The 13730-nt window shown below is 48.4% G+C and carries 17 protein-coding genes; 9 read left to right on the top strand and 8 right to left on the bottom strand.

The features are described 5' to 3' along the window. Window positions 1-26 precede the first annotated feature (26 nt). Complete coding sequence (locus tag G548_RS0106595; RefSeq protein ID WP_022793365.1) at window positions 27-1043, bottom strand: zinc-binding alcohol dehydrogenase family protein; 1017 nt, start codon at window positions 1041-1043, stop codon at window positions 27-29. Between the two features lie 155 nt (window positions 1044-1198). Here G548_RS0106595 and trhA point away from each other — a divergent pair, with 155 nt between their 5' ends. The 4 genes from trhA to G548_RS0106575 all read left to right on the top strand — a co-directional run bounded on the left by trhA (window position 1199) and on the right by G548_RS0106575 (window position 4660). Further along, window positions 1199-1846, top strand: a complete 648-nt coding sequence (gene trhA, locus G548_RS0106590; RefSeq protein WP_022793364.1) for a PAQR family membrane homeostasis protein TrhA — start codon at window positions 1199-1201, stop codon at window positions 1844-1846. 143 nt (window positions 1847-1989) lie between these two features. Then, the gene (locus tag G548_RS0106585; protein WP_022793363.1) at window positions 1990-2994 is read left to right on the top strand and encodes an aldo/keto reductase; all 1005 of its coding nucleotides are present in this window, start codon (window positions 1990-1992) and stop codon (window positions 2992-2994) included. A 177-nt stretch (window positions 2995-3171) separates the two neighbouring features. Then, window positions 3172-3468 carry a hypothetical protein gene (locus G548_RS0106580; protein WP_022793362.1) on the top strand — a complete coding sequence of 99 codons (297 nt, stop codon included), beginning with the start codon at window positions 3172-3174 and terminating at the stop codon, window positions 3466-3468. 73 nt (window positions 3469-3541) lie between these two features. Further along, window positions 3542-4660, top strand: coding sequence for a 5-methyltetrahydropteroyltriglutamate--homocysteine S-methyltransferase (locus G548_RS0106575; RefSeq protein WP_022793361.1), 1119 nt, complete (start codon window positions 3542-3544; stop codon window positions 4658-4660). A gap of 54 nt (window positions 4661-4714) precedes the next feature. Here the strand turns inward: G548_RS0106575 and G548_RS0106570 are convergent, their stop codons facing one another. The 4 genes from G548_RS0106570 to G548_RS17495 form a co-directional block, all read right to left on the bottom strand. Beyond that, a complete protein-coding gene (locus G548_RS0106570) occupies window positions 4715-5350 on the bottom strand; it encodes an NAD(P)-dependent oxidoreductase (RefSeq protein WP_022793360.1) in 636 nt (211 codons plus the stop codon). A 148-nt stretch (window positions 5351-5498) separates the two neighbouring features. Further along, window positions 5499-6203 (bottom strand): class F sortase, encoded by a 705-nt coding sequence (locus G548_RS17500; RefSeq protein WP_022793359.1) that lies wholly within the window; start codon window positions 6201-6203, stop codon window positions 5499-5501. A gap of 132 nt (window positions 6204-6335) precedes the next feature. Then, complete coding sequence (locus tag G548_RS0106560) at window positions 6336-7100, bottom strand: sulfite exporter TauE/SafE family protein (protein ID WP_022793358.1); 765 nt, start codon at window positions 7098-7100, stop codon at window positions 6336-6338. A 137-nt stretch (window positions 7101-7237) separates the two neighbouring features. Continuing rightward, a complete protein-coding gene (locus G548_RS17495) occupies window positions 7238-7966 on the bottom strand; it encodes a VC0807 family protein (protein ID WP_022793357.1) in 729 nt (242 codons plus the stop codon). A gap of 92 nt (window positions 7967-8058) precedes the next feature. Between G548_RS17495 and G548_RS0106550 the strand changes: the two genes are divergently transcribed. Beyond that, window positions 8059-8685, top strand: coding sequence for a uracil-DNA glycosylase (locus tag G548_RS0106550; RefSeq protein ID WP_022793356.1), 627 nt, complete (start codon window positions 8059-8061; stop codon window positions 8683-8685). Between the two features lie 58 nt (window positions 8686-8743). Here the strand turns inward: G548_RS0106550 and G548_RS0106545 are convergent, their stop codons facing one another. After that, complete coding sequence (locus G548_RS0106545; RefSeq protein WP_022793355.1) at window positions 8744-8989, bottom strand: hypothetical protein; 246 nt, start codon at window positions 8987-8989, stop codon at window positions 8744-8746. Window positions 8990-9264: 275 nt separating this feature from the next. On the opposite strand from G548_RS0106545, the gene G548_RS0106540 reads away from it, so the two are divergent. The 3 genes from G548_RS0106540 to G548_RS0106530 all read left to right on the top strand — a co-directional run bounded on the left by G548_RS0106540 (window position 9265) and on the right by G548_RS0106530 (window position 11304). Beyond that, window positions 9265-9975 carry a Na-translocating system protein MpsC family protein gene (locus tag G548_RS0106540; protein WP_022793354.1) on the top strand — a complete coding sequence of 237 codons (711 nt, stop codon included), beginning with the start codon at window positions 9265-9267 and terminating at the stop codon, window positions 9973-9975. 34 nt (window positions 9976-10009) lie between these two features. Continuing rightward, a complete protein-coding gene (locus tag G548_RS0106535; protein WP_169435229.1) occupies window positions 10010-10759 on the top strand; it encodes a GNAT family N-acetyltransferase in 750 nt (249 codons plus the stop codon). Window positions 10760-10971: 212 nt separating this feature from the next. Further along, entirely contained in the window at window positions 10972-11304 is a 333-nt protein-coding gene (locus tag G548_RS0106530) for a DUF3243 family protein (protein WP_022793352.1), read from the top strand. Window positions 11305-11357: 53 nt separating this feature from the next. Here the strand turns inward: G548_RS0106530 and G548_RS19155 are convergent, their stop codons facing one another. Both G548_RS19155 and G548_RS0106520 read right to left on the bottom strand, forming a co-directional pair. Beyond that, a complete protein-coding gene (locus G548_RS19155) occupies window positions 11358-11504 on the bottom strand; it encodes a hypothetical protein (protein WP_022793351.1) in 147 nt (48 codons plus the stop codon). Between the two features lie 184 nt (window positions 11505-11688). Next, entirely contained in the window at window positions 11689-12204 is a 516-nt protein-coding gene (locus tag G548_RS0106520; protein WP_022793350.1) for a DoxX family protein, read from the bottom strand. 195 nt (window positions 12205-12399) lie between these two features. Between G548_RS0106520 and G548_RS0106515 the strand changes: the two genes are divergently transcribed. Next, the gene (locus tag G548_RS0106515) at window positions 12400-13524 is read left to right on the top strand and encodes an NADH-dependent flavin oxidoreductase (protein WP_022793349.1); all 1125 of its coding nucleotides are present in this window, start codon (window positions 12400-12402) and stop codon (window positions 13522-13524) included. The last annotated feature ends 206 nt before the right edge of the window (window positions 13525-13730 follow it).

The raw sequence follows: 13730 nt of genomic DNA, 5'->3' as shown, positions 1-13730 counted from the left end.
GGCTCCGGCTGCGGTGCGTTTTTCATTTACTCCCAGTGTTCAAGAACAATTTTCCCGATCGTTTTACCTGATTCCACCCGCCGGTGCGCTTCTTTCATCTGTTCGGCGTTCAGCGGTGTCAGCGTCTCTGTCACCGTCGGTTTGATGGTCGACTGGTCAAACAGGTCAGCCAGTTCCCCCAGAATAACGTGCTGGCGGATCATATCCTCTGTCTGATACATCGGCCGCGTAAACATAAACTCCCACATAAAGGCAGCGCTTTTTGCCTGCAGGTCGGTTAACGGAAGCGACTCCTCTGTTTCTACAATAGAACAAATGGTTCCCTGTGGACGAATGCACTCGACCATTCCCGACCAGTGCTGGGCCGTATCGGTAAAGCAGAGAATATAGTCAACCCCTTCGTAGCCTGCATCCTGAAGCTGCTTGAACAGAGGCTGATGGTGGTTAATCACTTTATCTGCCCCCATCTGTTCACAACAGGCAGTTGTTTCTTCACGCGAAGCCGTCGCCACTACGTCAAGACCGGCCCATTTAGCGAGCTGAATCGCAATGGAACCAACGCCGCCTGCACCGTTTAACACGAGTACGGACGCGCCGCGGTCCCGCTCCGGTACAATTCCAATCCGGTCGAACAACGCTTCGTACGCAGTAACAGCGGTTAAAGGCATCGCAGCACTTTCAGCCATTGAAAGCTGCACAGGCCGTCTTCCCACTACCCGTTCATCCACCAGCTGATATTCCTGATTGGATCCGGGCCGCAGATTGCTTCCAGCATAATATACTTCATCACCAGGCTGGAACAGCGACGCCTCTTCGCCCACCGATTCCACGACACCAGCTGCGTCAAAGCCGAGAATCTGCGGCTCTGCTTCTTCCGTTCCTTCATTTCCTCCACGGATTTTTGTGTCCACCGGATTTACAGAGACCGCCTGCACACGCACAAGCAGATCCCGGCCCTTCGGTTCAGATTTGGCGATATCAAACATTTCAAAGCTTGCCTCTTCTTCAATGGGAAGATGTTTTTTAAACCCTATTGCTTTCATTATAGTCCCTTCCTTCCTTGGTTAAATCCACTCTGAGTTCTCATACCCGCCCCATTCCATCCGGCAAACAAACCCACAGCCATTTATGCCTGTTCGAAACTCTGCTAAAAATAAGTTATAATGAAGAAACTATTGTTAATGAAAGAAGGCGGCGTATGCAGGATCAAACCCATACATTCACCAAACGGGAGGAATTCGCTAACGCAGTCACGCACGGCATCGGCGCTTTGCTGAGCGCTGCTGCGCTTATTATTATGATTGTTTTCGCTTCCATGAATGCTTCAGCCCTCCATGTGGTCAGCGTTTCTATTTTCGGCACGTCCATGCTTCTCTCCTACGTATGCTCCACCCTGCTTCACAGCTTTTCACCGGGCAGACTGAAGGATTTATTTGAAGTCTTTGACCACTCTGCCATTTACCTGTTCATCGCCGGCACATACACTCCGTTTCTGTTTCATGCCCTCCACGGCACCTTGAGTTGGGTTTTATTCAGCATTGTCTGGGGCATTGCTGTCATCGGCATTATTTTTAAAGCATTCTTCACTAAACGGTTTCGTATTTTGTCGACTGTTTTTTACATTGGCATGGGCTGGATCATTATTATTGCCTGGCCGGCGCTTGTAAGCGCTCTGCCCACCGGCGGCCTGCTGCTGCTAGTTATTGGAGGCGTATTGTACACCGCCGGCACCATCTTCTATATGTGGCGGAGCTTTCCCTACCATCACGCCGTCTGGCACTTTTTTGTCCTCGCCGGCTCCGCCGCCCATTTCTTTGCCGTGTTTTTTTATATCATCCCTTTATAATTAATCCTCCTTCGTCTCCCCTGGCCTGGCCGGTGGGAGACTTTTTTACCAACATTCCCTTATGACATTATTCTTTGTTTGAATCATTCTTCTGCATGGGTAAAAGCTAATATTAAATACAACCCGAGTGGGGGAAATAATTAATGGAACGAATTTTATTAGGAGAAACAGATATAGAAGTGTCCCGCGTAGGCTTAGGCACATGGGCAATGGGAGGCGTAATGTGGCAGAATGAGCCGGACGAGGATGCCGCAGTGAAAACGGTCCGGCAGGCGATCGATTCAGGGATTACGACGATTGATACAGCACCGGATTACGGGCTCGGAAACTCCGAAGCGTTTATCGGCAAAGCATTAAGACAGGCCGGTATCGCAAGGGACCAGGTACAATTGTTTGGCAAACCCGGCGTTAACTGGAATGAAGATAAAGAGCTTTTCCGGGACATGCGCCCGGATAAAGTAGAAACGGAAATAGATAACACGCTGCGTCGTTTGAACACGGATTATTTGGATTTATATCAAATTCACTGGCCGGACCACGAAACCGGCATGGAACAAATGGGAGAAATAATGAACAGGCTTTATGAAAAAGGAAAAATACGCGCTGTTGGTGTAAGTAATTTCACTCCGGACGAGATGGAGGAATTACGCCGGTACGTTCCGCTGCATACCACGCAGAATCAGTACAATATGTTCCAGCGGGAACTAAAGCCATGGTTTGAATATGCAGAGCGTAATCATATTGCCGGCATTACCTGGGGCACGTTCGCCCACAGTCTTCTGACCGGCAAGGTGGATGCCCAAAGCACGTTTACTGATGAAGACATTCGCGCGAGTCTGCCCTTGTACCAGAACAACAGCAGAAACTACTATTTGGCAGCAGTCAGAGAGCTGCAGGAGTTTGCTCACGAGCGAAACAAAACGATCGCCCAGCTTGCAGCACGATGGACGCTTGAAAATCCCGGCATCAGCATGTGCCTCTGGGGAGCACGGACCCCGGAACAGATCAAGGAAGCCGAGGGCGTCGACGGCTGGATACTTGATCAGGAGGAAATGGAGCATATTGAAGATATTCTCGCTAAACACGTTCCTTCGCTTCAGGACAATCAATTAAATATTTATGCTCCGCCTGAACGTTCAGACGTATAGCTTTAATTTACAAACAAAAACAATCTATCGCAAAAGAATCCGCCTAAAATTGGGCGGGTTCTTTTTACGTTACATAATGCTGCACCTATTTTCCCGACTAAGCGCAGTAAAACCTCATGCCTGGACGAATATTAATTTGTTATAATAGATACAAATTACGTCAAAAGGATGTTTTGCTTGCCGACACGCGCCCACACCTACATTAATTCTGCTCTTGCGGTTCTGGCTGTCTATGCCGTCCTGCTTACGATCCGGCTTTTTTTCACCTCCAGCGAGCTTCTTGCCTACATCACCCACCCTCTTGTCCTCATCCTTCCTGTCAGCCTCACAGTGGCAGGGCTGAGGTATTTCATCGTTTATACCGAAGAGAAAAATAAAAAACGCTTCCTGTATTCGCTGATCGCTGGAAGCATCGCTCTGTTTCTTTTATTTTTATTGTTTTTATATATTATTTCACGCCTCGTTTCTCTCTGAAGCAATTTACTTCTATTCAAAATTTTGATAAGCTTCAAGATATTTCATCAATGGTTTTTAAAGGAGAGAGAGTATGGCACAATCAGCATCCTGGCGGACAAAAGCTCCCTACCGGGCAGACCAGGTAGGAAGCCTTTTGCGTACTGCCGCTATTAAAGAAGCACGGGAAAACTACGCGAATGGATCCATTTCCGCAGACGAACTGCGCCGTGTAGAGGATAAAGAAATCGAGCGCATCGTTCAGAAGCAAAAAGAAACAGGGCTTCAGGCTGTCACAGACGGAGAGTTCCGCCGCGCCTGGTGGCACTTTGACTTTCTTGAAGATTTAATTGGCGTGGAAGCCTACGATAAAGACTCGGGTATCCAGTTTGAAGGCGTGCAGACGAAGGCCCGCGGTATTAAAGTGACCGGGAAAATTGATTTCAGCGATAAGCATCCGATGCTCGAGGATTTCCGGTACCTTCATCAGATCACCGGCAGCACCGAGGCAAAATTTACGATCCCAAGTCCGAATATGCTGCACCTTCGAAGCGAGATTGAAACCGACCTTTACAGCGGTCCGGGAGACATGATCGACGATCTGGCGAAGGCGTATCAAAAAGCGATACAGACGTTTTATGATGCCGGCTGCCGCTATCTGCAGCTCGACGACACGTCCTGGGCATATCTGTGCTCCGAGGAACAGGTGGAGCGGATGAACCAGGAGGGCATCGACCACCGTTCCCTGGTGGAACGTCATGCACGCGCGGTCAACGAAGCCATCGCCTACAAGCCGGAGGATATGACGATTACAATGCACATCTGCCGGGGCAATTTCCGTTCCACATGGATCTCTTCCGGCGGCTACGAGCCGGTAGCTGATATTTTGTTTGGCAGCGTCAACGTGGACGGCTTTTTCCTCGAGTATGACAGCGATCGTGCCGGTGATTTCAAACCGCTCCGCTTCATTAACCGCGAGGATGTGCAGGTCGTGCTTGGCCTGATTACCTCCAAAAGCGGAGAGCTTGAAAATGCGGAAGACGTGAAAGCAAGAATCATGGAAGCCTCCGAGTATGTACCGCTTGAGCAGCTGTGCCTGAGTCCGCAGTGCGGGTTCGCTTCGACAGAGGAAGGCAATGTTCTGACTGAAGACGAACAGTGGAAAAAGCTCGAGCACGTCGTAGCCATCGCAAAAGATGTGTGGCGGGGATAATACAGAATAAAAAAAGCAGGGCCGAAAATTTTTCGGTCCTGCTTTTTAGCGTATTTAGTTGCTTAACACAGGAGCTTCCCTGGAAAAGTCACCCGCCTCAAGCTGTTCGTACAGAAAATCCACCAGCGTCTGGCGGTAGAGAGTGTTTTTCAGGTCATGCCGTCCCGGATAGCCTACGGTCGGCGCGTTTTCCCCGGAAGGTTTATCGGAAAGCACCGGCACCCGCACCAAGGTCCAGTCCAGATTTGACTGCCGGATAATATCAGCGGCTTTCGCATTTTCATTTGAACCTTTAAATTTCGCCATTTTCCAGCCGGTCGTGAGCAGGCTGAACCGTTTGGACGTGCCGTCCTGCGGGGTTTTCACATCCGAGCTTGTAACTGCCACAAGACGGCTGATGCCCCGCTCCTGCATCGCGTTCACGATATGGGACATGCCTGTGCTGAGCGGTGTGCCCTTCGCCGCTTCCTTGCGTCCGAGCAGGCTGACCACGGCATCAGCGTCTTTCAGGGAGTCATAGACATTCTGGTAATTCGTAATTTTTCCTTCATGAACAGTTAAATTTTCGTTATCAATTAATAATTTTTCCGGCTGACGGGCATAAACCACTACTTCACTGCCCTCTTTTAATGCTTTACGGACAAAACGTTTTCCGCTATTGCCGGTCGCACCAAATACAACTATTTTCATGCTGGGTCCCTCCTACTTGTTTCACACTGCAACCTCTATTGTACCGGAGATGGAGGGCAAACCCAACCGTAGTCGGGCAAACACAAATAAAAGGAGAGCGATTGAGGCCCCGGTTGCTCAATCGCTCTCCTTTATATCCATCGATGTGCTACTCTGCTGCCAAAAGCATCTGTTCGCTTTCTTCTGTAAGCTCCGTATAAACGACGAGCCGCTCATCATGTGTCCCGTGTTCCTGTTCGAACGTGCCGCTGCAGGTAATCAGATTCAAATTCCGGCTGTCACTGCTTCCGAAAATCTCCTCAATCGGAGCTTCCTCCCGCGGATAGCTCACGACACGCCTGACTTCAAACAAGAGCTCCTGGCCATTTTCGTTAGTAACCTGGACCTCTTCCCCCGCTTTTACGTTTTCGAGATCGTAAAATACAGAAGGCCCATCGATACTATCTACATGTCCCGCCATGACAGCATTACCCTTCTCTCCCGGCTCCGGGCCCAGCTCGAACCAGGCTACACCGTTTTCCGTGGAGGGGACGCCCATCTGCCCATTGTCCAGCACTCCTACCGGCTCTAAAGGAGCCGAGACATCGATGGATGGAACAGATAATTTCTCAGGGTCGGAGAGCGATAAGTCTTCTTTTTCAGCAGAAACAGCTGTTTTCTCTGCCCCGGCTGTGCTTTCTTTTTCTGCCGGGGCTTCTTTTGTTTCTGCAGCTTTTTCTTTCTCCGCCCCTTCCCCCGAAAGCACTTCTGTTTCCGGCGGCGGAGAAAATACAGGAAGGACGGCGGTGACCCCAAAGCCAACAGCGATAGAGACTACAGCGGCTATAAGCACTGCTGGTATCCATTGCTTCATACCGCCTGCCCCCTTTACCTGCATGATTCTTTTATGCAAGAACTACTCAGTTTACGAACGAAGTTTTTGATTGGATCACTTTTTTTCAAAAAAATTTTAAACCAAATAAAAAAGCCTTCGTTCGAAGACTTTTTACATCAAATAATCCCAGGCATTTTTAGCGATTAAAGCAATCGTCACAATGATAAACAGCATCTTCACGTAGGCCGAGCCTTTCTTAATGGCGACATTTGCCCCGGCGTATGCGCCGGCAATCATAGCAATCCCCATTGGCAGGCCGTACGCGTAATGTATCGAATCAAACCAGATAAACGTAAGCAGCCCGCCAATGTTACTTGCAAAATTAAGCACTTTGGCGTTTCCCGCAGCTTCGACAAAGTTAAAACCAAGAAAAATAAAGGCAAACAGCAAAAATGAGCCCGTCCCAGGCCCAAGAAAGCCGTCATAAAATCCAAGGACTACAGCGACAAGTGCACCGACGAGCCACACCTTCCGGGTAATGCTCTGAAAGGTGGACAGGCTGCCCAGATTTTTGTTCGCAAGCGTATAAATCGTTACGACGACAAGCAGAATTAAAATGATCGGCTCCAGTATATCGGGAGGAATCCGCTGCACGACGATTACGCCGAGGACCGAACCTACAAACGCCAGCGGAAAAAGCGTAAACACAAGACGCTTATTAATCTGGCCGTGCCGGAGAAAGGAAATCATGCTCGTCCCGGAGCCCATAGTGCCCGCGAGCTTATTTGTACCAAGCGCCGTCTGCGGCGACATGCCGGTAAAAAGAAGCGCCGGCATGGCAATCAGCCCGCCCCCGCCGACTACCGCATCGACAAACGCAGCGAGAAAACCGATCACAATCAAAAACAATAAAATCGATAATGAAAACTCATCCATATGTATGCAGCCCGCTTTCTGTGAAAACCAAAGATGTCCCTGCTATTTTACCGATTTCCAGCGATCATTTCCACCCGTTTCCATCCACTAGTGCTTCACGCCTGACAAACTAAAAAAGCAGCCACTCGCGGCTGCTTTTACGTTCTTTGCTCAGATGCTTTTTCCCGTTCGTTTTCCGGCGTCTCGTCCTCTGCTTCGTTGTCCTGCTCTTCGTTTTCGTCATTCTGGCCGGTGTTTGTGATTTCACCGGCATCGATGCCGTCTTCATGCAGCCACTTGGCAATAAAGATAAACCCGACAACGGCAATAAAGCTCATGGTCCACGAAAGCACCTGCCGCAGAATAATCCCTTCGTCAAAGGCCTCCACACCGTAGCTCTGCACAAGCCAGATTTTAACGAACGCGAGAATAAATTCCCGCAGAGCGAAAAAAAGCGTAATCGCCTGGAAGACCCATAAGTATTTGCGCACGTAAAACTGCTTTTTCAGCTGCTGGCGGTCTCCGCCCTGAAGCTCCATAAAATCCACAGTGAAAAAGAGCCAGATCGGCCGCATAAAAATAACGGTTAAAATAAAAAATGCGCCCATAACAAAATCGTAGTAGATATTATTCCACAAAAGCTGTAATCCGCCGCCGGCAATAAGATCGAGAACAGTGCCGATAATCAGGGTAGCAATCATATAAATCCCGAACGTATTCACCTTTTTCAGCAGTACGAAGCGGTACACTGTATAAATAATCCCCGGCACCGAGGATATAAGCATCGCTATATAATCACCTGTATAGTCCCGCGCCATGTTCCAGATGAAGATTGGAAAGACGACGTAAAAAATAATGTCAAACCACATGATGTGCTTCTGCTGCACACGCCCCACCTCCTTTATATATCCTATCACAAGTATAGAATATTTCGCGCCCGGGTATACAAAAGTCAGGACGTATGCAGGAGGAGACGCACATGCTGCCAAGAACCGCAGTGATAGAGGCGAAAAAAAGAATGGAAGGCCACCGGTGTGAAGGCTTTCTCGATGGACCAAACCCGGTTGATCCTGTTGTCATGATGATCGGGGAAGCGCCGGGAGAAACGGAAATTACGGGCGGCGGCCCTTACGACGGCCGCGCCGGAAGGCAGTTTCTCTCCTATTTAGAGCTTCTTCCATACCCGGTGGAAGACATCTACGTCACCCGGACAATCAAAAGCCGTCCGTACCGCTGGGGCACCACACCGTCCGGCGCCCCGCGAAAGTACAACCGCACACCAAACCAAAAGGAAATTATGGCCCATGCCCCGCTGCTCGACGAAGAAATCCGCTCGGCAGCGCCTAAGATTCTATGTCCGATGGGACGCACCCCGTACTGGCGACTGCTCGGGCGTTCGCCGCGTATGCCGGAGACCGCAGGCATACACTTTACATCCCCTATCCGGCAGGTGAGCGCTTCAGGGAAGGAGTACATATGGAGCCAGGAGCACCACCTGATTTTTCCCCTGTATCATCCGGCAGCGAGCCTGTATAACCGGTCACTTGAAGCCGTGATTCGAAAGCATTTCTGCGGCCTCGCCCGTCTCCTCTCTGCGCTCTCTTAACCAGCTGCATGTTTTCTTTTCCCTTTCTGTGTTATAGTGATTGGGCGAAATTAATGTATTACACGCGCATATTTTCACGTGTGTATTCACGATGGAGAAGTTCGGAAAATTCGGGCAATTCAGATACTATGGTAATGATCCACTCCTGCATCCGGTAGCTTTTTACGGCATTATACAGTTCAGCATTGTCGCAGCAGAGATAAACCATGTATCCTTTTTTCCTTAAATAATCCAGGTCCGTTTCACGCCCGACAATAACTTCACTTAATTTTCTATTGCACCAATACGCGTACCGAAGCTCCATAATTTTCATCTCCTCCAGAGGGTAGTGAAATAAAAAGCCAGCACCAAGAAAGCTCTTGATACTGGCTGTGAAGAAAAAGCGCTCTGTCTTTTCTCATGCGGCCGATAATATAGAAATTTTGACGTTCCTGCTTTTGCGTAAGACAAATGTCACGACCCATCAGCTTCATTTCTAACGGTCATATGATTAATATATTAAAATTATCATATAAATAATGAAATATCTACCTTTTTTATGATGAATATTATAAAATTTAAAAATAAAGGGGAATTCCAGTGATTGATATTCAGGCGAAGCAGAAGGACATCGCAAGCTACGTCGGCCGGCTGCTGCGGGACTCTTTCGGAAGAGGACCGCAGGCAGCCTATGTGACGCTCGGAGAGACACACGCCATTATTTTCCTGCGCGAATTCATGTCTTCCATCGAGGAGCACCTGCTTGAAGATAAAGGCACAGAAGCTGTGCATGAACTCCGGGAAAGCATGATGAAAACAATTATTCCCGAAGTGAAGCGCTATGTGGAAAGCACGACCGGCATCGAATTAAACGAGCTGTTTTACGACTGGAACATGGACCGCCGCTCCGGCGTCATTATCGGATTAAAGCCCGAGTCCTATAAAAATGCCGGCAGGGCTTCGGAGCCGATTGAAAAAGACTATCCAAACAAACAAAGGCTCGAGCAGGTGATCGGGGAAACAAGCAGCAGGGCAGAGCGCGTGCCCGACGACGTTTCCTCAGTCCAGGTAAACAACCGGACGACCCTGATTGTCCGGACCGGCATCCTCGTCCCTATCGAAAAAAGGCTGATTGCTCTCGGCTACGACAATGTTTTAAAAATTGCCAAACGCGAGCTCGAAAAAGAACTATTTATGGAAGAGGATTTGTTTACCGACCTTTTAGGGGCAGAGGTGCAGGACATCTTCATCGACTGGAATTTTGAAAAAGACAAAAGTACAATTATTATTGTAACTGCTCCCGTAAAGTAGATTTTTTTATTACACACCGAAAGGCCTGATGTTTGTGCTTCCTATTACGTTTCACCACGTGCATACTCCGGGAACGCTCATCGAAGACCACCGCAATTACCGTCACTATCATTCCGAAAAATGGAAGGATCACTTTGACAGCAACTTTATTTCATTTAAACAGATGCCGGATCCTGATTATTTCCAGGAGGTCGAAGCCTACCTGCGCAACTTTCACAGGACCCGGGGCTTAAAACATTTAAAATTCCATTTTCCGCCGAATACAGAGATGCCCCGGGCGTTAAATCAGTATCTGCACAGCTCCCTCTATGATGTAAGCGTGATGGAGCTGTATGCCATCCGGCCGGATGATTTTCCGCGAAAAGCTGCCCCTGAAGGATGCGATATCCAGCGTGTCGACGTTGAAAACCTGCCCGTATTTCTCGCTATGCAGCTTGAGCAGGACCTCCCTCTCGGCGAAGCGTACGCCGCCCAAAAGCAACACATACTCGAGCAGCAGTTTCATGATGCTTCGTTTATCCAGCTGATCGCCTACTACCACGGCCGCCCGGCCGGCTTCGTAGAACTGATTGCCGGCGACCATGCGGTAGAAATGGATAATCTGTTCGTACACGACGAGCTACAGCGAAAAGGCATCGGCCACGCCCTGCAGCAGTCTGCCATGAACCTTTTCCCGGGTAAAGCAATCTTTCTTGTGGCTGATCAGGAGGACACTCCCCGCGACATGTACCGCATGCAGAATTACGAACGGCTCGGCTTTCAATATACCGCTATTTTTCAATAATATAAGCATATGTAAAAAGACGCCCGCAAAAGGCGTCTTTTTTCTGATCATAAAACTACTTTGGAGGATATTTTATAATAAGAACACTTTAACTAGTACTTAATAAAAGCATAGTTTTCTGTGTACTATGACGCATTTTTTCTTCCTTGCGTTTATCCTTTCATCAAAAAAGGAAAGCCCTTACTAATACTCAACCTAAAGGAGAGATAATAATGGCGGAAGATCCAAAAAAAGCAGAACAGTACGTCGATAAGCTGGACCAGGAAGACAAAGACCAGATCATGCAGAACTTTAATACCTTTAAAAATTATCTGGGCGACCAGGTGAAAAAAGGCGAAAGCATCGGCCTCGGGGAAAAGGGACTGGCAAAAGCAACCAAACGCGTCGCCGAACACCTTTCCAAGCATGAAGAACCGCGCAACCGGGAAGAGAAAGTATTAAACGAGCTCTGGCAGAACGCCGAAAAGGATGAAAAAGACGCCATTGCCAAAGCGCTTGTGCGCATGGTCGATCAAACGAACAAAGACGATAACGAAGAAGAATAAAAAAACCCCGCTTTCAGCATCCACTGAAAAGCGGGGTTTTCGTTTAATCATTGTCAGCCGCCCTGTATAGAACGGTAAATGAAATAAGCAATCACAAGTACTATGGCCACCGGCAGAATAAATTTAAAGAAACAGCCGGCCATACGAATAGCCAGGAAAACGAATACGACGAGCAGCAAAATACCTATAATAAATTCCATGAATACAGCCTCCCTTCCAAACACAGCTATCTATCAAACATCATTAAATAATTTTCGCTTTAATACTGCTAACATTTATCATTCCACTGCTGCTGTTTCGTAAACGTTTCTCAGTATTATTTCGATATTATTACATATTCGCGCAAGTAAAAAAAGCCCTCCTGCAAGGGCTTTTTACTTACTGCTATGCGGCTTTTGGCGTTTGTTGCTCTTTAGGTCTGCGTTCAATTTTTTCTTTCACAGCTGGCACAAAGCGGTCGAGACCGATTTTACCGGCGTTACCTTTTCCAACCAGGAGAAGGATGGCAAGAATAAGCATGATCGGGTTAGTCGACACTGTACCCGCCAGCAGAAATGCCATATTCATCGTACCGCCGAAGAAGGCGGCAGTGGTGGTAAACAAGCCAACGATTAAGCCGGCACCTACCAGTACTTCACCCCACATAACGAGAAAGCCAAACAGTCCGGCATTTGGAATAGCGACATTTTCCAGGAAGGCAGTGTACCATGGGTAAGCTGCTGCTGTGCCTCCGCCCTGCATAACCGGTTCAGCGACCGCCCCCTGCAGAAACCCTCCAGGATTAAAGCCTTCTGTTATTTTACCAAGCCCCGAGGTGAGCCACGTCCAGCCTAAATACAGGCGTGCTATCAGAAACAGTACCGTCGCAATCGTCGATTCCTTCAAAAAACGAATAATCATTATGAATCCTCCTTTTGTGAATGTATTCACATATTTCTTACCTTTAATATATCACATTTTCTGTTTTTGTGAATATTTTCACATGAATGGACACAAAGTGTTCATATATGAAAGATGATGAAAACGATAAGCAACATTTTCGCGAAGTCCTTTTGGATCGTGCTATAGTGTTTTGGCAGAAGGAGGGCTTAAGCAATGAACGAAAAATATACCCCATTATTTCAACCATTAACATTACCGAATGGAGTTACACTAAGAAACCGCTTTGTATTAGCGCCATTAACCCACGTGTCCTCCAACGAGGATGGCACCATTTCCGACCAGGAGCTTCCTTATATTGAAAAACGGTCGGAGGATGTCGGCCTTGCTATTACAGCAGCAAGCAATGTGACAGCTTTAGGGAAAGCATTCCCAGGACAGCCGTCCATCGCGAGAGACTCGGATATCGAGGGCCTGCGCCAGCAAGCTGCTGTCATGAAAAAGAACGGTGCAAAAGCCGTCGCCCAAATTCACCACGGCGGGGCCCAGTCTCTGCCTAAATTGACTCCCGGAGGCGATGTGGCAGCACCAAGTGCAATCGAGCTGGCAAGCTTTGGCGAACCGCAAAAGCACCAGGCACGCCCCATTACGAAAGAAGAAATCGAAGAAACGATCCAGGCGTTCGGGGAAGCGACGAGACGTGCAGCCCAGGCAGGCTTTGACGGCGTGGAAATCCACGGCGCCAATCACTATCTCATTCAACAGTTTGTGTCTCCGTATTATAATCGCCGGGACGACGAATGGGCCGATCCATTCAAGTTTCCACTGGCCGTTGTGGAGGAGGTAACCGCCTCAGCCAGAGAACACGGCAGCGACGACTTTATTGTTGGATACCGCTTCTCCCCGGAAGAAGCCGAGTCCCCGGGAATTACGATGGAATTAACGAAGGAATTAATTGATAAGCTGGCTGATCAGCCGCTGGATTATTTCCATGTGTCTCTCATGGATATTCATTCCGAAACGCGGGAGGGCCCTTATTATGGACAGAAACGGATCCAATTGATCCATGACTGGATTGACGGCCGTGCTCCGCTAGTCGGGATCGGCTCCATTTTCACGGCAGATGATGCCCTGAGTGCTCTGGAGACGGGCACGGAATTGGTCTGCCTCGGACGGGAATTGCTGCTTGACTATCAGTTTGTACGAAAAATTCAGGAGGGCCGCGAGCACGAGATCAATGCCACCTTTGATCCAAACGAGCCGACGAAATACCATGTTCCAGAGCCGCTATGGCAGCAGCTCTACAACGGATTTTATCCGCTTCCCAGGAATGACGGCTGATACCTTTTAATAGACGTGTGATACAGATTTGTTAAAAGACACAACAAAAAACCGCTCCCGAACATGAAGTTTTTCTTACCAGGTTGGGGGCGGTTTTTCCTATATCCAGCTGGTTTTAAAATCATCAATATACATCCTTATATCTGTAGACTCTTTCGATGTTACTTTCTGATAATCATGTTTAATTCCCTTTGCAAGTCCCAGCT

Source organism: Marinococcus halotolerans DSM 16375 (genome assembly GCF_000420725.1).
GTDB lineage: Bacteria > Bacillota > Bacilli > Bacillales > Marinococcaceae > Marinococcus > Marinococcus halotolerans.
The sequence above is the reverse complement of the archived record's forward strand: the minus strand, read 5'-3'. Positions and strand labels throughout refer to the sequence as shown.